The 22,040-nt window shown below is 73.0% G+C and carries 9 protein-coding genes and 1 pseudogene; 5 read left to right on the forward strand and 5 right to left on the reverse strand.

What is annotated here, in order from left to right; translation table 11 throughout:
• Nucleotides 1–55: 55 nt before the first annotated feature.
• Nucleotides 56–10,879 (forward strand): annotated as a pseudogene (locus OG618_RS27670) (SDR family NAD(P)-dependent oxidoreductase); the annotation flags it as partial.
• 66 nt (nt 10,880–10,945) lie between these two features.
• A complete protein-coding gene (locus OG618_RS27675; protein ID WP_329490254.1) occupies nt 10,946–14,116 on the forward strand; it encodes a non-ribosomal peptide synthetase in 3,171 nt (1,056 codons plus the stop codon).
• 80 nt (nt 14,117–14,196) lie between these two features.
• Here OG618_RS27675 and OG618_RS27680 read toward each other — a convergent pair whose 3' ends face one another.
• The 3 genes from OG618_RS27680 to OG618_RS27690 form a co-directional block, all read right to left on the reverse strand.
• The gene (locus OG618_RS27680) at nt 14,197–14,859 is read right to left on the reverse strand and encodes a response regulator transcription factor (protein ID WP_329490255.1); all 663 of its coding nucleotides are present in this window, start codon (nt 14,857–14,859) and stop codon (nt 14,197–14,199) included.
• Nucleotides 14,844–16,169, reverse strand: coding sequence for a sensor histidine kinase (locus tag OG618_RS27685; RefSeq protein WP_329490256.1), 1,326 nt, complete (start codon nt 16,167–16,169; stop codon nt 14,844–14,846). The genes OG618_RS27680 and OG618_RS27685 overlap by 16 nt, the downstream gene beginning before the upstream one ends.
• A 212-nt stretch (nt 16,170–16,381) precedes the next feature.
• A complete protein-coding gene (locus OG618_RS27690) occupies nt 16,382–16,828 on the reverse strand; it encodes a hypothetical protein (protein ID WP_329490257.1) in 447 nt (148 codons plus the stop codon).
• Between the two features lie 355 nt (nt 16,829–17,183).
• Here OG618_RS27690 and OG618_RS27695 point away from each other — a divergent pair, with 355 nt between their 5' ends.
• Nucleotides 17,184–17,402: a DUF5988 family protein gene (locus tag OG618_RS27695; protein WP_329490258.1), complete on the forward strand. Its 219-nt coding sequence runs from the start codon at nt 17,184–17,186 to the stop codon at nt 17,400–17,402.
• A 309-nt stretch (nt 17,403–17,711) separates the two neighbouring features.
• Here the strand turns inward: OG618_RS27695 and OG618_RS27700 are convergent, their stop codons facing one another.
• Complete coding sequence (locus OG618_RS27700) at nt 17,712–18,500, reverse strand: thioesterase II family protein (protein ID WP_329490259.1); 789 nt, start codon at nt 18,498–18,500, stop codon at nt 17,712–17,714.
• 235 nt (nt 18,501–18,735) lie between these two features.
• On the opposite strand from OG618_RS27700, the gene OG618_RS27705 reads away from it, so the two are divergent.
• Nucleotides 18,736–19,029: a hypothetical protein gene (locus OG618_RS27705; RefSeq protein ID WP_329490260.1), complete on the forward strand. Its 294-nt coding sequence runs from the start codon at nt 18,736–18,738 to the stop codon at nt 19,027–19,029.
• A gap of 562 nt (nt 19,030–19,591) precedes the next feature.
• Nucleotides 19,592–20,509, forward strand: a complete 918-nt coding sequence (locus OG618_RS27710; protein ID WP_329490261.1) for a ParB/RepB/Spo0J family partition protein — start codon at nt 19,592–19,594, stop codon at nt 20,507–20,509.
• A gap of 59 nt (nt 20,510–20,568) precedes the next feature.
• Here OG618_RS27710 and OG618_RS27715 read toward each other — a convergent pair whose 3' ends face one another.
• Entirely contained in the window at nt 20,569–21,522 is a 954-nt protein-coding gene (locus OG618_RS27715; protein WP_329490262.1) for an ABC transporter ATP-binding protein, read from the reverse strand.
• Nucleotides 21,523–22,040: the final 518 nt, after the last annotated feature.

The following is a 22,040-nucleotide window of genomic DNA, read 5'->3' on the forward strand; positions in this document are numbered from 1 at the left end:
CCGTACCACCGTGCGAAATGAGGAAGGCGTCCATCGGATGGCGAACGAAGAGAAGCTCCGTGACTACCTCAAGCGGGTCACTACCGACCTGGCGCAGACCCGGGAGCGCCTGCGCGAGGTGGAGGGCCGGCAGCAGGAACCCGTGGCCATCGTCGGTATGGCCTGCCGGTTCCCGGGCGGGGTGTCGTCACCGGAGGAGTTCTGGCAGCTGCTGGCCTCGGGCGGGGACGCGATCGGCCACTTCCCGACGGACCGCGGCTGGCCGGGGAACCTGGTCGATCCGGATCCGGACGCGGTGGGCAAGAGCGTCTCCGGCGAGGGTGGATTCCTCTACGACGCCGGGGAGTTCGACGCCGGGTTCTTCGGGATCAGCCCGCGTGAGGCGATCGCGATGGACCCGCAGCAGCGACTGCTGCTGGAGACGTCCTGGCACGCGCTGGAGGGTGCCGGGATCGACCCGACGGGGCTGCGGGGCAGCGCGACGGGCGTGTTCGCCGGCCTCTTCTACCACGACTACCTGCCGTTCTACCCCGTACCGGAGGAGGCCGAGGGCTATCTCGGCACCGGGGGCATGGGGTCGGTCGTCTCCGGGCGGGTGGCGTATGCCCTGGGGCTGGAGGGCCCGGCGGTGACGGTGGACACGGCGTGTTCGTCGTCGCTGGTGGCGCTGCACCTGGCCTGCCAGTCGCTGCGCTCGGGGGAGAGTTCGCTCGCGCTGGCGGGCGGTGTGACGGTGATGTCGACGCCCGGCACGTTCATCGACTTCTCGCGACAGCGCGGCCTTGCGGCCGACGGCCGGTGCAAGGCCTACGCGGAGTCCGCCGACGGCACCGGCTGGGGCGAGGGCGTCGGCGTCCTGGTGGTCGAACGGCTGTCGGACGCACGCCGCAACGGTCACAAGGTGCTCGCGGTGGTGACCGGTACGGCGGTCAACCAGGACGGTGCGTCCAACGGTCTGACGGCGCCGAACGGCCCGTCCCAGCAGCGGGTGATCCGGGCCGCGCTGGCCAACGCCGGAGTCGGCGCCGACGGCGTGGATGTCGTCGAGGGCCACGGCACCGGCACGCGGTTGGGTGACCCGATCGAGGCGCAGGCGTTGCTGGCGACCTACGGCCAGGAGCGGCCGGCCGACCGGCCGCTGCTGCTGGGCTCGGTGAAGTCGAACATCGGGCACGCCCAGGCGGCCGCCGGTGTGGCGGGTGTCATCAAGATGGTTGCCGCGATGCAGCACGGTGTGGTGCCGGCGACGCTGCACGCGGACGAGCCGTCTTCGCGGATCGACTGGGAGTCCGGCGCCGTCCGACTGGTCACCGAGGCGCAGCCGTGGCCGGAGACGGGTGAGCGGCCGCGTCGGGCGGGTGTGTCGTCGTTCGGGTTCTCCGGGACCAACGCACACGTGATCGTCGAGCAGGCGCCCGCCGAGGAGGCTGTCGCGCCGAGGGGCGAGGGCTGGACGCTGCCGGTGGTGCCGTGGTCCCTCTCGGGGCGGTCGGCGGAGGGTCTTGCCGGGCAGGCGGAGCGGTTGGCGGCGTTCGTTGAGCGCTCCGATGCTGATGTCCTGGACGTGGGTTGGTCGTTGGTGGTGTCGCGGGCGGCGTTGGAGCAGCGGGCGGTGGTGCTGGGCTCGGACCGCGAGGAGCTGCAGGCGGGGCTTGCGGCGCTGGCCGGGGGCCGTGAGGTTCCCGGTGTGGTGACCGGGTCCGTGGGTGGTGCGGGCAAGGTCGGGTTCGTGTTCACCGGTCAGGGTGCGCAGCGCGTTGGCATGGGGCAGGGGCTCTACCAGGCTTTCCCGGTGTTCGCCGACGCCTTCGACGCGGTGTGTGCGGGGCTGGCTGAGCACTTGGACGGTTCGCTCGCCGCTGTGATCCGGGGTGAGGGTCCGATCGATGAGACGGGGTGGGCGCAGCCCGCACTGTTCGCGGTCGAGGTGGCGTTGTTCCGTCTGCTGGAGTCGTGGGGTGTGAGCCCGCAGGTGGTGGCCGGTCATTCGATCGGTGAGCTGGCGGCGGCGCATGTGGCGGGGGTGTGGTCGCTGGAGGACGCCTGCGCTGTAGTGGCCGCACGTGGCCGGTTGATGCAGCAACTACCGTCCGGTGGTGCGATGGTGGCCGTCGAGGCGACCGAGGGCGAGGTTCTCGAAGCGATCGCGGGCCGGGCCGGTGTCGGTATCGCCGCGGTGAACGGCCCTCGCGCTGTGGTGATCTCGGGCGTCGAGGACGAAGTACTGCAGGCCGCCGCGCAGTTGGCCGCGTCCGGCGCACGAACGAAGCGTCTCCAGGTCTCGCACGCGTTCCACTCCCCGCTGATGGAGCCGATGCTGGAGGAGTTCACCCGCGTCGTCGCCGCCGTCAGCTACCGCACGCCCAAGCTGACCATGGTCTCCGCCCTCACCGGCCTCCCGGTGACGGACGAGGTCACGGACCCGGCCTACTGGGTGAAGCACGTCCGCGAGGCGGTCCGCTTCCACGACGCCGCGCAGGCCCTTCGCGCCGCCGGGGTCCGGACGTTCGTGGAGATCGGGCCTGACGGTGTGCTGTCCGGCATGGGCCCGCAGACCCGCACGGACGACCAGGGCGAGCCCGAGGTCTGGCTCCCCCTTCTGCGCCGGGGCCGTGACGAACCCCGCGCCCTGTTCACCGCCCTCGCGAAGCTCTTCGTGCGGGGCGTGCCGGTCGCCTGGGAGCAGGTCTACGCGGACACCGGTGCCCAGCAGGTCGACCTGCCCACCTACGCCTTCCAGCGCCGGCGCTACTGGCTGCCGACCGGTTCCGGCGTGGTGGACGCGGCCGGGCTGGGCCAGTCACCGGCGCGTCATCCGCTGCTGGGTGCGGCGGTGACGCTGCCGGCCAGCGGGGGTCTGGTGCTGACCGGGCGCCTGTCACTGGCTGCACAGCCCTGGCTGGCCGACCACGTGGTGGCCGGGCAGGTCGTTGTCCCAGGGGCGGCGCTGGTCGAGATGGCCGTGCGCGCGGGCGACGAGGCCGAGTACAGCCGGGTCGAGGAACTGCTGATCGAGGCGCCGCTGGTGCTCCCGCCGCAGGGCGCGGTCCGGGTGCAGGTCACGGTGGACGAGGCGGACGAGTCCGGCCGCCGTGCGGTCGCGGTGTATGCCCAGTCCGAGGAGGCGGCCTTCGCGGAGGAGTGGACCCGGCACGCGACGGGCGCGCTGACACCGGTCGCGCCGAGTGCCGACACTGTGCTGCCGGGCGAGTGGCCGCCGGGGGGCGCCGAGACCGTAGACCTGGACGGGTTCTACCCACGCCTGGCCGCCAGTGGCCTCGCCTACGGTCCGGTGTTCCAGGGTATGCAGGCAGCCTGGCGGCGTGGCGAGGAGCTGTTCGCCGAGGTCGCGCTGCCGGACGGTGTCGGCGTGTCCGGATTCGGGCTGCACCCCGCCCTGCTGGACAGCGCGCTGCACGTGGCGGGGTTGGATGACGACGGGGACGGCCTGACGCTGCCGTTCGCGTGGAGTGACGTCGAGGTGCACGCATCGGGTGCGGTGGCGGCCCGGGTGCGTGTGGCACCGGCTTCCTCGGGCGAGGGCGTGTCGATCACGTTGGTCGATGCTGCGGGCGAGCTGGTGGCGTCGGTCGGTTCGTTGGTGCTGAGGGCGGCCTCGGCCGAGGGCCTGGCGGGTGGCACCGGGGCGGCGAATGAGTCGATGTTCGGTGTGGAGTGGGTTCCGGCTGACCTGACCGGTGTCGCGACGGAGGGTGGTCGGTGGGCTGTCCTCGGGACGGCGGAGCTGGCGGGTGCGGAGTCGTTCCCGGATCTGGCGGCGCTGGTGGCGTCGGCGGAGGTCGTGCCCGAGGTGGTGGTGGTGCGGGTTGTGCCGGACGCCGTGGACGAGGTCCCGGCTGCGGCTGGTCGTACGGCTGCCGGTGTGCTGGGTCTGGTGCAGGAGTGGCTGGCGGCGGAGTCCTTGTCCGGGTCCCGTTTGCTGGTGGTGACGGACCGAGCGGTGGACGCCGGTCCGGAGGTGTCGATGGACGTCGCGGCTGCTCCGGTGTGGGGTCTGGTCCGGGTGGCGCAGGCGGAGAACCCTGGCCGGATCGTCCTCGCCGATGTCGAGGACGCCTCCATGGAGTGGCTGCGCCTGGGCGTTGCCTCGGGTGAGGCGCAGTTCGCGGTGCGGGCGGGCCAGGTGCGTGTACCCAGGCTGGTGCGGGTGCCGTCGACGCCTGCCGCCGACTCGGGGGGTCGTCCGGGCACGGTGCTGATCACCGGTGCATCGGGTGCGCTGGGTGGTCTGGTGGCCCGGCGTCTCGGGGAGAGCGGGCGGGTCGAGCACCTGGTCCTGGTGTCGCGTCGTGGCATCGAGGCCGCCGGAATGTCGGAGCTGGTCGCTGACCTGAAGGGCCTGGGTGTCGAGGTCACGGTCGCGGCCTGTGACGTGGCCGATCGCGAGGAACTCGCCGACGCGCTGCAGGGCTTGGCGCTGAACGGTGTCGTCCACGCGGCCGGTGTCCTGGACGACGGGCTCGTCGTCTCGCTGACCCCGGAGCGGTTGGCGGCGGTGATGCGGCCGAAGGTCGACGCGGCGTGGCATCTGCACGAGCTGACCCGTCACCTGGACCTGGACATGTTCGTCCTGTTCTCCTCGATCGCGGGTGTGATCGGTAACGCGGGGCAGGCGAACTATGCGGCGGGGAACACGTTCCTGGACGCGCTGGCCGCCCACCGGCGGCACGAGGGCCTGGCCGCGGTGTCGCTGGCCTGGGGCCCGTGGGAGAACGGCATGGCGGGTGAGCTCTCGGAGGCGGACCGCCGCCGGATGGGCCGGCAGGGTCTGCGGCCATTCTCCGACGCACGCGGGCTCGCCGTCCTGGAGTCGGCCGTCGGCCGGCCCGAAGCGCTCCTCGTCGCGGCCGAGTTGAACCTGGCCGCCCTGAGGGGATCCGGCGAGGTCCCGCCGCTGCTGTCCGGCCTCGTCCGTGCGACACGCGCAGGCTCGCGTACCCGCCGCACGGCCGGACTGCCGAGCGCCGACGGTCGGAGCGCCCTGGCCGCGCGTTTGGCCGGGCTGGTGCCGGACGAGCAGCGGGAGGTGGTGCGGGAGCTGGTGCTGTCGCAGGCCGCTCTGGTGCTGGGGATGGCCGGTCCGGGCAGTCTGGACGCCGAACGGTCCTTCCGGGACGTCGGTTTCGACTCGCTCACCGCCGTCGAACTGCGCAACCGGCTGAACAGCGCCACCGGCCTGCGGCTGCCGGCCACGGCGGTCTTCGACTACCCGACCCCGGCGGCCCTGGTCGGCTTCCTGCTGGGTGAGCTGGTCGGTGGCAACGACCCCGTCTCGACGGGTACCGCGCTCCCGGCCTCCGGGCGCGCACGGGTCGAGGACGACCCGCTGGTGATCGTCGGGATGGCGTGCCGGTTCCCGGGCGGCGTGTCGTCCCCGGCCGACTTCTGGGAGTTGCTCGCCTCGGGTGGGGACGCCATCGGGGAGTTCCCCACCGACCGGGGCTGGGCGACGGACGTCTACGACCCCGATCCGGCGGCCGCAGGCCGGAGCGTCTCGCGGGAGGGCGGGTTCCTCTACGACGCGGGGGAGTTCGACGCGGAGTTCTTCGGGATCAGTCCGCGTGAGGCGGTGGCGACGGATCCGCAGCAGCGGTTGTTGCTGGAGGCGTCGTGGGAGGCGTTGGAGGACGCGGGGATCGACCCGACGGGGCTGCGGGGCAGTGCGACGGGGGTGTTCTCGGGGCTCTTCTATCACGACTACCTGCCGTCGCACTTCGTGCCGGAGGAGGTCGAGGGGTATCTGGGGACGGGTGGCACGGGTTCGGTGGCCTCGGGGCGGGTGGCGTATGCGCTGGGGCTGGAAGGTCCGGCGGTGACGGTGGACACGGCGTGTTCGTCGTCGCTGGTGGCGCTGCACCTGGCCTGCCAGTCGCTGCGCTCGGGGGAGAGTTCGCTCGCGCTGGCCGGTGGTGTGACGGTGATGTCGACGCCCGGCACCTTCATCGACTTCTCGCGGCAGGGCGGTCTGGCCGCCGACGGGCGCTGCAAGGCGTTCGCGGAGTCCGCGGACGGCACGGGCTGGGGCGAGGGCGTCGGCGTCCTGGTGGTCGAACGGCTTTCGGACGCACGCCGCAACGGTCACAAGGTACTCGCGGTGGTGGCCGGTACGGCGGTGAACCAGGACGGTGCGTCCAACGGTCTGACGGCGCCGAACGGGCCATCCCAGCAGCGGGTCATCCGGGCCGCGCTGGCCAACGCCGGTCTGTCGGCGGCCGAGGTGGACGTGGTCGAGGGCCATGGCACCGGGACCAGGCTGGGTGACCCGATCGAGGCGCAGGCGTTGCTGGCGACCTACGGCCAGGACCGGCCGGCCGACCGGCCGCTGCTCCTGGGCTCGGTGAAGTCGAACATCGGGCACGCGCAGGCGGCCGCCGGTGTGGCGGGTGTCATCAAGATGGTCGCCGCGATGCAGCACGGGAGCGTTCCGGCGACGCTGCACGTGGACGAGCCGTCCTCGCACGTGGACTGGGCGGCGGGCGCGGTCCGGCTGGTCACTGAGGCGCAGCCGTGGCCGGAGACGGGTGAGCGGCCGCGTCGGGCGGGCGTGTCGTCGTTCGGGTTCTCCGGGACCAACGCACACGTGATCATCGAGCAGGCTCCCGAGCAGGACATTCCGCGCCCCCGGGCGGACCACCGGACGCTCCCGGTGGTGCCATGGGTGGTATCGGGGCGGTCGGCGGAGGGTCTTGCCGGTCAGGCGGAGCGGCTCGCGGACTTCGTACAGCGGTCTGACGCTGATCTTCAGGACGCTGGTTGGTCGTTGGTGGTGTCGCGGGCGGCGTTGGAGCAGCGGGCGGTGGTGCTGGGCTCGGACCGCGAGGAGTTGCTGGCGGGTCTTGCGGCGTTGGCCGGGGGCCGTGAGGTTCCGGGTGTGGTGACCGGGTCCGTGGGTGGTGCGGGCAAGGTCGGGTTCGTGTTCACCGGCCAGGGTGCGCAGCGCGTTGGCATGGGGCAGGGGCTCTACCAGGCGTTCCCGGTGTTCGCCGACGCCTTCGACGCGGTGTGTGCGGGGCTGGCCGAGCACTTGGACGGTTCCCTGGCGGGTGTGATCCGGGGTGAGGGTCCGATCGATGAGACGGGGTGGGCGCAGCCCGCACTGTTCGCGGTCGAGGTGGCGCTGTTCCGTCTGCTGGAGTCGTGGGGTGTGAGCCCGCAGGTGGTGGCCGGTCATTCGATCGGTGAGCTGGCCGCGGCGCATGTGGCGGGGGTGTGGTCGCTGGAGGACGCCTGTGCGGTGGTGGCCGCACGCGGCCGGCTGATGCAGCACCTTCCCTCCGGTGGTGCGATGGTGGCCGTCGAGGCCACGGAGGAGCAGGTTCTCGAAGCGATCGCGGGCCGGGCCGGTGTCGGTATCGCCGCGGTGAACGGCCCCAAGGCTGTGGTGATCTCGGGCGTCGAGGACGAAGTCCTTTCTGTGGCAGCACAGTTGGTCGCGTCCGGCGCACGTACGAAGCGTCTCCAGGTCTCGCACGCGTTCCATTCCCCGCTGATGGAGCCGATGCTGGAGGAGTTCGCCCGCGTCGTCGCCGCCGTCAGCTACCGCGCGCCCAAGCTGGCGATGGTCTCCGCCCTGACCGGTCTCCCGGTGACGGACGAGGTCACGGACCCCGCTTACTGGGTGAAGCACGTCCGCGAGGCGGTCCGCTTCCACGACGCCGCGCAGTCCCTTCGCGCCGCCGGTGTGCGGACGTTCGTGGAGATCGGCCCTGACGGTGTGCTGTCCGGCATGGGCCCGCAGACCCGCACGGACGACCAGGGTGAGCCCGAGGTCTGGCTCCCGCTGCTCCGTCGCGGCCGTGACGAGCCCCGTGCCCTGTTCACCGTGCTCGCGAAGCTCTTCGTGCGGGGTGTGCCGGTCGCCTGGGAGCAGGTCTACGCGGACACCGGTGCCCAGCAGGTCGACCTGCCCACCTACGCCTTCCAGCGTCAGCGTTACTGGTTGACCGCGACGGCGGGCAGCCGCGCCGAGGACCTCGGACTGGAGAACCCCGGACACCCGCTGCTCGGCGCCGCCGTCACCCTGCCCGGCACCGGCGGCGTCGCCCTGACCGGGCAGCTGTCACTGGCCGCGCAACCGTGGCTGGCCCAGTCGCTCCTCAGGGACCGGGTCATGGTCCCCACGGCGGCGCTGGTCGAGATGGCCGTCCGCGCGGGCGACGAGGTGGGGTGCGGACGGGTCGAGGAACTGACCGTCGAGATGCCGGTCGTGCTGCCGGAGCGCGGCGGCGTGCGCGTCCAGGTGACCGTCGGGGAGAGCGGTCCCGCCGGGCGGCGGGAGGTCGCGCTGTTCGCGCGGGCGGACGGCGGGGAGTGGGTGCGGCACTCGTCCGGCACCCTGGCCCCGGACGAGCCCGGCGAGCCGGCCGGCCACTCCGGAGCGGACACGGCGGCGTGGAGCGTGCAGTGGCCGCCGGTGGGTGCCGAGGCGGCCGACGTGGACGCGATGTACGCACGGCTGGCGGCGGCCGGGCTCGGCTACCGGCCGGCGGTCCGGGCCGCGTGGCGGCGCGGCGACGAGGTGTTCGCCGAGGTGGCGTCGGCCGAGGGGACCGAGGTGTCCGGGTTCGGGGTGCACCCCGCCCTGCTGGACGCCGCGCTGCACCTCATCGGCCTGGAACAGGCCGCCGAGGAGGGGCCGCTGCTGCCCCTCGGGTGGGCCGACGTGACGGTCCACGCCTCGGGCGCCCCGGCGGCGCGCGTACGGGTGGCGCCGTCGCCCTCGGGTGAGGGCGTCTCGGTGGCCCTGGCCGACCAGTCCGGACAGCCGATCGTCTCGGTCGGCTCGGTGGTGCTCGGAGCGCCGGCCGCCGGCTTGCTGGACCGGGCCGCGGGGGCGGTCGGTGACGGACTCTTCCGGGTGGACTGGGTGCCGGTCGCCGCGCCGGAGACGGCCGGCGAGCCGGGTCGGGCGTGGGCGGTGCTGGGCGACGACGGTGGCCTGGCCGTGCCCGGCGCCGCGGCGTACGCGGACGTGGCGGATCTGGTCGCCGCGGTGGAGGCGGGGGCTGCGGTCCCGGACGTCGTGCTGGTCTGCGGCGTTCCCGGAACAGCACCCTTCGGAACAACCACCGGCGAAGGCGCGGACGACGTCCCGGCCGCGGCGCGGGCCGCCGTGCTGCGTGTGCTGGCGGTGCTCCGGGACTGGCTGGCGGCGGGTTCGCTCGACGGGACCCGGCTGGTCGTGGTGACCGAGCGCGGTGTGGATGCCGGCTGCGGCGCGAGCGTGCGACTGGACAGCGCGGGCGTGGTCGGACTGGTGCGGGCGGCGGCCGGTGAGCATCCGGAGCGGATCGTGTCGGCGGACGTGGCGGAGCTGGCGGGCTCCGGGCCGCTCGTCGTGGCCGGAACGGCGCTGGGGGAGCCCGGGTTCGCGGTGCGGGACAGCACCGTGCGAGTGCCGCGCCTGACGCGTGCGGCCGATCAGGACCGGCAGGAGCCGGGCGAGCAGGCCTCCAACCGGAACGACCGGAACGACCGGAACGACCAGAACAATCGGAACAATCGGAACAACCAGAACGGCCAGAACGGCCGGGACGACCGGCACCGGCTCCACGCCACCGACCGCCCGCGCACCGTCCTCGTGACCGGCGCCTCCGGTGCCCTGGGCGGTCTGGTCGCCCGGCACCTGGCGGCGAGCGGACAGGCCGGACGGCTCCTGCTGGCCTCCCGTCGCGGCCCGGCCGCCGCCCAGCTGTCCGCGCTGGCGGCCGAGTTGGCCGGTGCCGGGACGAGCGTGCGGGTGGTGGCGTGCGACGCCGCCGACCGCGCGCAACTGGCGGGCGTACTGAACGGCGAGCCGCTCACCGGGGTCGTCCACACGGCGGGCGTTCTCGACGACGGTGTCGTCGGCTCGCTCACCGACGACCGCGTCGAGCGGGTCATGCGGCCGAAGACCGACGCCGCCTGGCACCTGCACGAGCTGACCCGCCACCTGGACCTGGACACCTTCACCCTCTTCTCCTCGGTGGCCGGTGTCTGGGGCACCCCGGGGCAGGCCAACTACGCGGCCGGCAACACCTTCCTGGACGCGCTGGCCGCCCGCCGGCGGCACGAGGGCCTGCCCGGTGTGTCGCTGGCGTGGGGCCCCTGGGAGCAGGGCATGGCCGGTGAGCTCACCGAGGCCGACCGCCGTCGGATGGCCCGGCAGGGCCTGAAGCCGCTGTCCGCCTCCGAAGGGCTCGCGCTGCTCGACGCGGCCGCGCACGCCGTCGACCCCCTGCTGGTCGCGGCCCGGCTGGACCTGCCCGCGATGCGTCGCCCCGGGAGCGTCGTGCCGGCGCTGGTGACCGGGCTCGTCCGCCCCGGTCGGCGCTCGGTGGGGCGCGGGGCCGGTCCGGAGGGCGGGAGGAGCCTCCTGAACCAGCTGGTCGCGCTCCCGCCGGAGCAGCTGGAGGGCGCGGTCCTGAACCTGGTGCTGACCCAGGCGGCCCTGGTGCTCAACCGGCCGGGCTCCGAATCCATCGAGGCCGGCCGGTACTTCCGTCAGCTCGGCTTCGACTCGCTGACGGCGCTGGAGTTCCGCAACCGGATCAGCGGCGCCCTCGGGCTGCGGCTGCCCGCGGCGGTGGTCTTCGACTACCCCACCCCCGCGGAGCTGGCCCGGTACCTCCGGGACCGGGTCGCCGAGCAGGAGATCGACTACGAGCCGGTGCTGGGCGAGCTCGACCGGCTCAAGTCCCTGTTGACCGCGATCGCCCGGCGGGGCGGCGGCCAGAACGCGAAGATCACGAGCCGTCTCGAACTGCTCCTGGAGGAGTTCCGCGGTGCGGACGCGAACGGCGCGCCCTCCGACGAGGACATCACCGGGGCGACGGACGACGAGATCTTCGACCTGATCGACAAAGAGCTGGGGATCTGAGCGGTCGGGCAGCAGCGGGAACGCCGGCGGACCCAACGGACTGGTAACGGGTAGAGGAGTGACGTGATGATTTCCGCGGAAGGGCGTACGCCTGCGGATCCGGCTGACGACGCGGGAGTCTCCCCCAGGGAAGAGGCGCTGTGGCTGCTGGAGTCGCTGGTGCCGGGCACGCCCGTGAACAACGTGTCCGCGGCGTTCGCCGTCGCGGGCCGGCTGGACCCGTTGCGGCTGGACGCGGCGCTGGCCGTCGTGCTGCGGGGCCACGCGGCCCTGCGCACCGTCTACCGCGTCGACGGCACCCGGCTGACCAAGCGGGTGGTCGCCGCGGCCGACTTCCGGCTGGAGCTCGTCCAGGTCGTGCTGGCGGGCGAACCCGGTGAGGCCGACCTGGCATCGGTGGCCGCCGTGCCGTTCCGGCTGGACGGGGGGCCGATGCTGCGGGCGGTGCTCCTCCGCTCGCCGGAGTCGGACGTCCTCTGCGTCACGGCGCACCAGCTGGTCTTCGACGAGGTGTCCGTCCCGGTGTTCCTGGCGGACCTGGCATCGGCCTACGAGAACGCCGACGCCGCCGCCGACACCGAGAGGAACGCAGCGCCCGCGCCCGTGCCCGGCTGGACCGAGCCGGATCCGACCCCGGAGAGCCTCGCCCACTGGCGCGCGGAGCTGGCGGGCGCGAGCACCGGCACCATGGAGCTGGCCTGCACCGAGCCCGAGCCGGACCGCCCGACGCTGGCGGCGGCGCAGCTCGACCGCACCCTGCCGCCCGGTACGGTGGCCGGGGTCCGCCGCCTCGCCGAGGACCTCGGCGTCCCGGAGTCCGCCGTCCTGCTGGCCGCCTACTACGTGCTGCTGGAGGCGTCCGGCGCCGGGCCCGACCTGCTGGTCGGGTGCCCGGTCGATCTCCGGCCGCCGCACGCCGCCCGCACGATCGGGTACCACGTGACCCATGTGCCGCTGCGGCTGCGGCTGGACCGCGCGGAGAGCGTCCGCGCGCTGGTGCGCCGCAGCGGCGAGCGGCTGCGCACGGGCGCGGCGCACGCCGACGTGGCCGTGGACGCCCGGGCGGACCTCATGCCCGCGGCGCGGACCGGCCGGTGGTCGCTGCCCTTCCGGCACGTGTTCGACCACCGGACGGCGAGCGGCGCCGCCGCGCCGGCCCTGGACGGGCTGCCGGTCAGGCCGATCGCCGTCGGGAGCGGCTTCGGCAAGTTCGACCTCCAGCTCTGCGCCACCTCGACGGCGGACGCCGTCTCGCTGCGGGCCGTGTACCGGACGGAGCTCTTCGAACGGGCCCATGCCGAGCTGCTGTTGGGCCGCTTCGAGGCGGTGCTGGCCTCCTTCGCCGAGGACCCGGACCGCGCGGTCGGCGACGTGCGGTGCTGGAGCGACCGGGACCACGCGATCATCGGCGCGGCGAACGACACCGCCCGGCCCGTGCGGCCCGGCTCCGTCCTGGAAGCCGTCCACGCCCAGGTCCTGCGCTCGCCCGACGCGGTCGCCGTCGTCGAGGGCGACCGTTCGGTGCGGTACCGGCAGCTGTGGAGCGCGGCGCACGCGATGGGCGCCCTCCTCCGGGGCGCCGGGGTCCGGGCCGGCGACGTGGTGGCGACGGCCCTTCCGCGCGGGCCCGAACTGGTCGCGTCCGTCCTGGGGGCGTGGCTCGCGGGTGCGGCGTACCTGCCGGTCGACACGGCCCACCCCGAGGAGCGGATCCGCCACCAGCTCTCCGACTCCGGCGCGAAGGTGCTGGTCGCGGGCCCGGCCGGGGCCACGGGCGGGACCGGTGGCCCGGAGCAGGCGGCCGGGACCGGCCCGGTGGTGCTGACCGCGCCGGCCGTCGAGGACGCGCCGGACCGGGCGCCGGCCGAGGCCCGGCCCGCGGCGGTGGATCCGGCGGCCTGCGCGTACCTGATGTACACCTCGGGCTCGACCGGCCTGCCCAAGGGCACGCTGGTCGACCACGCGGCGCTGGCCAACGCGGTCGCGCACTTCGCCGAGCAGTTCGGCGCGGCGGCCGGTGACACGACGCTGTGGACGACCACCTTCGCGTTCGACATCTCCGGCCTCGAACTGTTCGTGTCGCTGAGCTCCGGCGGCCGGCTGGTGGCCGCCCCCGACCGGGCCAGGAGCGACGGCCGGGTCCTGCGGGAGCTGATCGAGCGGTACGGGGCACGGTTCGTCCAGGCGACGCCGACCACCTGGCGGCTGGTGATCGACCGGGTGGCGGACTGCCTGCGCGGCCGCGGCGTCGTCGTGGGCGGCGAGCCCGTGCCGCTGTCCCTTGCCCGGCGGCTGGTGGCGGCCGGCTGCGTGCTGCACCACGCCTACGGGCCGACCGAGACGACCATCTGGTCGACGTCACGCGTCGTCACCGAGGCGCCGGCCGGCCGCCTGGACGTCGGCGCACCCATCCGCAACACCCGGGTCCACGTGCTCGACCGCCACGGCCGCGAGCTGCCGGTCGGCATCCGCGGCGAGCTCTGCATCTCGGGCGTCGGGGTGGCGATCGGCTACCACGGCCGGCCGGACCTCAACGCCCAGCGCTTCGGCGAGCACCCCGGGTTCGGCCGGTTCTACCGGACGGGCGACGTCGCCTGCTGGCGCGCGGACGGCCTGCTCGACCTGTTCGGCCGCAGCGACCGGCAGGTCAAGCTCCGGGGCAACCGCATCGAACTGGGCGAGATCGAGGCGACCCTGCTGGCGCACCCCGAGGTCGGCGGCGCCGCGGTGGTCATGGTCGGTGACCCGAGCGCGGACGCCGTGCTGATCGGCTGCCTGGAGCCGGCCGCCGGGCCGATCGACACCGGGAGCGTCTGGGCGCACGCCCGCGCCCGGCTGTCCCGGTCGATGCTGCCGGGGGACCTCGTGACGGTCGACTCGCTGCCGGTCAACGGCAGCGGGAAGGTCGACTACCCCGCGCTGCAGCGGATGGTCGAAGCCCGGCGCGCGGCCGCCACCCGGTCCGGCCCGGACCGCCCGGAGCGGCGCGACGTCGACGACCTGACGGCCGAGCTGACGGGGCTGTGGCGGAGCATCCTGCGGGACGAGGCGCTCGACGCCGACACCGACTTCTTCGCCAACGGCGGGAACTCCATGCTCGCCGCGCTGGCGATGCAGGAGTTCCAGAACATCAGCGGGGTGTCGGTCAGCCTGGCCGAGGTGTTCGAGCGCCGTACGCCGCGTGAACTGGCCGCCGCCGTCCGGGACTCGGCACGGGCGCAGGCGCCGGCCGGCTGACCGTCCCGCGCACACGGCAGCGGCCCTGCGGGAGGACATCCCGCAGGGCCGCTGCCGTGTGCCGTCCGGCTGCCCGGTGCTCAGTCCTCGCCCTGCCCGTCGGCGCCGAGGTAGGTGAGGACGGCGCGGACCCGGCGGTTGGTGTCGTCGTCGTTGGCGAGCCCGAGCTTGGCGAAGATCGCCGTCGTGTACTTGCTGATGGAGCCCTCGCTGAGGAACAGCTGGTTGGCGATCGCCGTGTTGGAGAGCCCCTCGGCCATCAGCGCGAGGACGGAGCGCTCCCGTTCGGTGAGGGTGGCGAGCGGGTCGGCCCGCATCGGCCGGCCCAGCAGCTTGGCGACCACCGTGGGGTCGAGCGCGGTGCCGCCGTCGGCCACCCGCTGGACCGCGTCCATGAACTGGTTGGCGTCCAGGACACGGTCCTTGAGCTGGTAGCCGATGCCGCCGTGGCCGTCGGCGAGCAGCTCGCGCGCGTACAGCTGCTCCACGTGCTGGGAGAGGATCAGCACCGGCAGCCCGGGGACGACCCGGCGGGCGGAGAGCGCGGCCTGGAGTCCTTCGTCGGAGAACGTCGGCGGCAGCCGGACGTCCACGATCGCCGCGTCCGGTTTGTGGGTGACCAGCGCGTCGAGCGCGGCCGGCCCCGAGTCGACGGCCGCGACGACGGTGTGGCCGTACGCCTCGACGAGGCGCACCAGCCCGTCGCGGAGCAGGAAGAGGTCTTCGGCTACGACAATTCGCACGGCACCGCCACGGTGATACGAGTGGGTCCACCGGCCGGGCTGTCGATCTCCAGACGTCCGCCGAACGCCGCCATGCGGCGCTCGATGCCACTCAGCCCGGACCCTGTGGATGCGGCCGCTCCGCCGATTCCGTCGTCGCTCACGGTAGCAGTCAGCAACCGTGCCGCGTAGTTCAGTTCGACCTTGACCCGTTCGGCGCGGGAGTGCTTCGCGACGTTCGCCAGCAGTTCCGCGACGGAGAAGTAGACGGCCGACTCGACGGGGCGTTCGGGCCGGGCCGGCACCTCGCTGAAGACGTTGACCTTCACCGAGGAGTCCAGGGCCAGGGCCCGCAGGGCGTCGACCAGTCCGCGCTCGGCGAGGACGGGCGGGTTGATGCCGCGGACGAGCGAGCGCAGCTCGGCGAGCGCGGTGGCGGAGGTGGCCCGGGCCTCGGCGAGGATCGCCTTCGCGGCGTCGGGGTTGGTGTCCACCAGCTGCTCGGCGGCGCCCATCGACATTCCCATGGCCACCAGCCGGGCCTGGGCGCCGTCGTGCAGGCCCCGTTCGATGCGCTCCAGCTCGGCGGCCTGGGTCTGGGTCAGGTCGGCGCGGATGGCCTCCAGCTCCTCGACCCGCCGCCCGAGCCGGGTGCTCGGGACCGGCCCGAGGAACCGCCGGCCCATCGGGCCCAGGATCCGCCAGGCGAATGGGGCGCCGACCAGGCCGGCCACGATCACGGCGACGCCGTAACCGGTGAGGGCGGGCGTCAGCGCCATGTAGCCGCCGTAGCCGATCGCGAGCAGCGGCAGGGCCGCGACCGGGAGCACGGTGACCGAGGCGACCAGGGACCAGACGCCGTCCCAGTGCAGCTGCGGGTCGTGGAACCGGGCGTGCACCTTGGCCCGCCGGCGGGCCTCCCGCTCGGACTTGTGGTACTCGTGACCGTCCCACCAGAAGCCCGTGGCCATCCTGGTGACCGGCGGGACGGGGCGGTAGGCCACCCGGATCTCCAGGTCGAGCCACTTCTTCGCGCAGTGGCGCGCGCCCCTGGCGAGGGCCCGGCTGGTCAGCGGGTGGACCACCCAGAGCGACACGGCGACCCAGAGGACCACCACCAGGGTCTCCCCGAGGGTGGCCAGCGCGCGGACGGCCAGCGGGGCGGACAGTCCGTCGGACCAGGAGTAGGCGAGGGCGGAGCCGGCCACCGCGACGGGCACGGCGACCAGGGCCATCACACAGGTGAGGCCGGTCAGCACGACGGACCGGTACAGCCCGAGCCCGATCCCGGCGCCCCACCGCAGGGGATTGCCTCCGAGCGGTATCCGCATCTGCCAGTTCCTTTCGCAAGGGTGATCATTGTGTCAGCCGGGCGCCGGTTCCTCAGGCGGTACCTGCGAACGTACGCCGGGCGGGTCCCCTGCCGGGGTTGCCGGTACGCCACCCGCGCGGGTGTCCCGCGCGCACCGGGGGCCCGGACGCCGGATGGCCGGATGCCCAGGGGGGTCCGGCCATCGGAGGGGTGGAGCAGGTCCTCAGCACGTCACTTCTTGTCGGGGGCGGGGAAGACGGCGCTCAGCGCGGAGCCGCGGGTGAGGACGGCGACGCCGATCAGGGCCAGCGCGGACAGGCCCTGGAGGACGGCGTACCAGACCGGGCAGAGGCCGGGGATCAGGTCGACGACGATGATCGCGATCGGCATGATCGTGGAGAGGGTGCGCACCCGGTCGAAGGCCTTGTAGGAGCCCTGGGCGGCGCGGGCCGTCATCCGGTGCAGCAGGAAGGTGATCAGGAAGAGGATCGCGCCGCGGATCCACATGAACGGCGAGGCCTCGTGGCCGGTGAACGCCATGACGGCGACCGTGCCCAGGACGATGGCGCCGACGGCGCCGAAGAGCGTGATGCACTTCTTCACGGTGTCGAATGCGTCCTGCGTGCGGGACTCGCCGAGCTGCGCCGCCGAGGCCGTGATGTCGCTGGTGTTCGCCATGGTTCCTGCTCCTTCGTGTCGTTGTGCTAACGACATTACGGATCGCCGGCCCGCCCCGACATGGGTCTGTCCGTACGGGTGGGTGGGTCTGGACCCACTCCCCGCGGAGCCCTCCCGAGCAGGCCGTTCGACTGTTCAACTGCCGCGCTGCCAAGGGCGATTGGGATTGTTACGATCATGCGCAAGGCCAGGGCCGGGTGCGCTCCCCCGAAGCACCCGGCCCTTCCCTCTTCCGGCCGGGCCGACCCGGCCCCGGGGGAGAGCGGAACCACCGCGCGCGCCTCGTCGAGGGACGTCGAGGAACCGAGACCGGAGAAGAACAGGAATCCCGAACCCCAGAGAAGTGAGGGTGATCATGAACGACAACGGTGCACCCAACGTGTTCCTCACCGGCGCCCCCGTGCTCACCGGTGCGGAGCGGCTGCGCCATGTGGCGGATACCGGTGCGACCAAGGTGAAGGTCCCGCTCGGCAACCGCTACGAGCACTTCGAGGCCAGTTCCGAGACCACTCTCGTCGACGACCGCGAGCTGCGGGTCTTCGTCTGGACCCACAGCACGTACGTGGCCGAGTAGCGCGACCGGGACGCCGAACGACCCGCACGTCGACGGCGTACGGCAGAGCGGAACCGTGCACCGGAGCCGTGCACCGACCGGGACCGTCCGGTCGGTGCACGGCTCCGGCGTGTCCGGGGTCCGCGGGCGGCCGGCGTCGATCGGCCGGCGAACCGTCGGCGAGCCGGCGGAGCGCGGCGGGTGCGAAGGGGTGCGGCGGGACGGACGGCGAAGGCCCCGCAACCGCCCGGACGTGCCGGGCGGTTGCGGGGCCTGAGGACCATGGAGGCCCCGGGGGGGCGGGAGTCGCCGGGTGGTGCGGCCGGACCGTCAGCCGGCGGTCCGGGCGCCCGCACCCCGGAAGTGCTCGACGAGGACCTGCATGACGTCCTTGCTCCGCTCGCTGATGAAGAAGTGCCCGCCCTCGAACACCCGCAGGTCGAGCTCCGCCGTCGTGTGCTCGGCCCAGGCCTTCGCCTCGTCCAGGGTGGTCTTGGGGTCGTTGTCGCCGGTCAGCACGGTGATCGGGCTGTTCACCGTGATCCCGGGCGCGCAGCGGTAGCCCTCGACCGCCGTGTAGTCGGCCCGGAGGGCGGGCAGCGCGGCCCGCATCATCTCCTCGTCCCCGAGCAGGGCCGACGCGGTGCCGCTCAGCCGGCGGACCTCGGCCAGGATGGCGTCGTCACTGCGGAAGGTGTTCTCCTGCCGGACCGTCGACGGCGCGCGGCGCCCGGAGGCGAACAGCCGCACCGGAGCGTGCCCGTCGGCCTCCAGTCGACGGGTCAGCTCGAACCCGATGACGGCCCCCATGCTGTGTCCGAGGAAGGTGAGCGGGAGTTCCGGCTGGCGCCGGAGCACCTCGTAGAGGCGGTCGACGAGGACCGCCAGGTCGTCGATGGCCGGCTCCATCCGCCGGTCCTGCCGTCCCGGGTACTGGATGGCGAGGACGTCGACCGCGGGGCTCAGTGCCGCCGAGACCGGAAGGTAGAAGGAGGCCGAGCCGCCCGCGTGCGGGAGGCATACGAGTCGGGCGGTCGCGTTTTCGGCAGGGTGAAAACGTCGGCACCACAGTTCATCTCCGGGCGAAGGCCGAGACATGCCACTCCAGAAGGTCGTCATACCGGATTGTCAATTGAACCCGAACATAGCGAATTGCCGGAACGGCGGCAAGGAGATCTGCGGGCCCGGCCCCGCGTTATCCGCTCAACCGGCGAGCGGGCGGCAGTTGAACGGTGGCCGGGCGGCCGGCCGACTGGTATTCCTTTGGACCGAGGGAGCGTGGCTGCCTGTTGCGTTGCCCCGATGATCCCGGTTACTGTTCCAAAATACGCGGCGACATTGAGAGGTGACGTACGTGGGACACAAGTTCTCTCTGGTGCTCAGTCGGGAGATCTCCGACGAGGAATCGACGATCCTGCAGGACGCGGGTTTCGCCGGCGCGACTTTCTCGACCGATGCGCTTCCGACCAACGCGGAGGTCCCGGTCACGAGGATCGAGTTCGACGACGAGGTCGCGCCCTCCCTGGCCGAGGCCATCGAGTCGGCCCTGGAGACGGTGAAGACGGTTCCGGACCTCACGGTCCCGGGCCTCAGCGTCCCGGCGGTGCCGCAGGCGCCGGTCGAGGAGGCGGCCGCCGAGGCGGCCTAGCCTGTCGGCACGAGACGAAGAAACCGCCCAGGTGGCGGTGGGTGTGAACGCGGCGGAGCTCCGGCCGAGGGTGAACTTTCGAGTCACCCCGACCGGAGCTTCGCCGCGTTTTCCGTGCGGTCGGCGGTGGCCGCCGCGGTCACCCCGTGGAGCACCTCCGGCCACGCCGTGGAGCACCCCCTGCCACCCCGTCGAGCACCTCCGACCCTCCCCGGGCAGGGGCCGGCCGCGGCCGGAGCAGGCCGGTAGGAGGGGGGAATCGGGGGGCCCTTACATCCGGTGAGGGGACCCCTATATCCCCAGGCGGAAGCTTCCGGGGCGGTGTCCGGGGCTGCTAGCGTGCGGTTCTGGTTAATCCGATCGAACGCTATTGACTTTTGGGGGTCGGTGCGACGTTCCTCCGGCTGCCGACCTGCCGGAACAGACAGCTTCCGCTTCCGCTGCAAATGACTCGACCGAGTTGTCATGGGGGTGCAGTATGGGACTTCTAGCCCACAGTGTCATGCCGCTCAGAATTGATGAGCACTGGATTGGCGAGTCGGAAATCGTCTCGGTTCCGATCATGCAGATCCTGCCCGGGGACTCACCGCGTCTGGAGGGTGAGGACAAGATTCACGTCCTGCGGCTGGCGGCGATCGAGAGTCCGCTGCCGCCGATTCTGGTCGACCGGCGGACGATGCGGGTGATCGACGGAATCCACCGGCTGATGGCGGCCTCCCTCAAGGGGCGTCACGCGATCGACGTCAGGTTCTTCGACGGCAGCAGCGAGGAGGCGTTCCTCAAGGCGGTCGAGTCGAACATCGAGCACGGCCTTCCGCTGTCGCAGGCCGATCGCAACGCGGCCGCGCTGCGGATCCTCAAGTCGCACCCCACCATGTCGGACCGCGCCGTCGCCAAGTCGACCGGACTGGGCGCCAGGGCGGTCGCCGAGCTGCGCCGCTCCTCCGACTGCGTGCCCGCCTCGAACTTCCGGGTGGGGCGCGACGGCAAGGTCCGACCGCTGAACGGCGCGACGGGGCGGCTGCGGGTGGCGGAGCTGATCAGGGAGAACCCCGAGGCCTCGCTGCGCCAGGTGGCCCGGTCGGCCGGCGTCTCGCCCGCGACGGCGCTCGACGTGCGCCGGCGGCTGGAGCGCGGGGAGGGTCCCGTGCCCTGTCAGCGGACCCCCGCCGGTACCCCGGCGGGCTCCGCCCGGGAGCAGCAGCCGGACCGCACCCCGGTCGTCGTCGGTCCGCCCTCGACCGTCACGCTGGAGAAGCTCATGCGGGACCCGTCGCTGCGGCAGAACGAGCTGGGCCGGCGGCTGCTGCGGATGTTCAAGGAGAACGTGCTGGGCGCCAAGGAGATGTCGGACATCTGCGCGTCCGTGCCCTCGCACTGCATCGAGCTGATCGTCCAGCTCTCCCGTCAGAACTCCCAGATCTGGGAGGACTTCGCCCAGGAGCTGAACCGGCGGGCCCAGGTCGTCGCCGCCGAGTAGGGCGGCACCGGGCCGGACGGTGTCCGGGGGCGCCGCGGTCCGCGCGCCCCCGTGCGGGCTCAGGCGGAGCGCCTGCTGATCAGACCGAGGAACGCCTCCAGGGCGTCCTGGTCGACGCGGAGGTTCTCGGCCAGGACCTGGTGCCGCGCCAGCAGCGAGGTGACCTTCCCCAGCGCCTCGTCCGTGCCGGTCACCACGACGTGGTCGCCCTGGCGGTTGACGCCGCTGACCTCGGGCAGCCGCGCCAGCAGGCGGTGGTCGAACGGGGCGGACGGGCGGAACTGGATCCGCTGCCCGCTCCGGACGCGCTCCAGCAGCCTGGCCGGCGTGTCGGTGACGGTGAGCCGGCCCCGGTCGATCAGCGCGACCCGGTCGCACAGGCGCTCGGCCTCCTCCCAGGAACCGGTGACCAGCAGGATGGTGACGCCACTGGCGCGAACGGCCTCGATCAGCTCCCAGGTGTCTCGCCGCGACCGCGGGTCCAGCCCGGTGGTCAGCTCGTCGAAGACCGCCACCTTCGGGTTCCCGACCTGCTCCAGCGCGCTCGCCAGCACCTGGTCCGGTCGCTGGTCCGGCCGCTGGTCCGGCCGACCGGACGCCGGACCGGTCACCTCGGTCCCGTTCCCGGCGGTCTCGGTCCCGTTCCCGGCGGTGAAGCCGAGCGCGTCCATGAGCCGCTGCCAGTCGCCGGGGTCGCGGTAGAACGAGCTGAAGAGCGACAGCGCCTCCGCGATCCGCGGGTGGTCGGGTGCCCGGTCGTCCTGGAGGCGGGCGTCGATCTGCCGCGTCACCCCGGTCCGTTCCGGCCGGGGATCGCGGCCGAGCACCTCGATCCGGCCGCCGTCCCGGTCCCGGAGCCCTTCGAGGCATTCCAGGATCGTGGTCTTGCCCGCACCAGCCGGCCCGAGAATCCCGAAGATCTCACCTTCCTCGACGGAGAAGGAGACGTCATCGACCGCGACCCGGTCACCGTACGTCTTGTGCAGGTTCCGCACCTCGATCACCACGGACATCGGTTGTCCTTTCGAATGCTGGCTGCGCGTGCCGGTGTCGGCCCGGACTGGAGAACCTACGGTTCGCCCGGCCGCCCGGCCACCCCGCTATGCCCCGTACGCAGTGGGCCTACCCCCACCGGCTTTCCTGACTGTTCGATTTCAAGACGCCCCAGGGATATCCCACCGAATCGATTCCGTGCGCAAGACGACCGGTGGAATGGGCAGGAGGAGGGAAAACGATCGGAAATCGCCGAATCCGGGGGAGGGGCGAGTGTGCTCCCGGCGGATCGGTCGAACGGACCGGCGAGCGGAACGACCTCGGTGCACGAACCACGGGAAGGCGCGGGACCGGACACCGGGCGCCGGCCGTGCGGTGGCGAACCCCTGACTTCGCGACGGGCACCCCTGTTCCGGGGCCCGCGAACAGGGGTCGGGGCCGCCGCTACCCCTAAGGGGTGGCCGAGTGGCTCCTGGCCGCCGCCCGTGCGCCCTACTGTCGGAGCCGAAGGTCCCGGAGCGACCACCGCAGTGGACGG

Origin of the sequence: Kitasatospora sp. NBC_01246 (assembly GCF_036226505.1) — a bacterium.
Lineage (GTDB): Bacteria > Actinomycetota > Actinomycetes > Streptomycetales > Streptomycetaceae > Kitasatospora.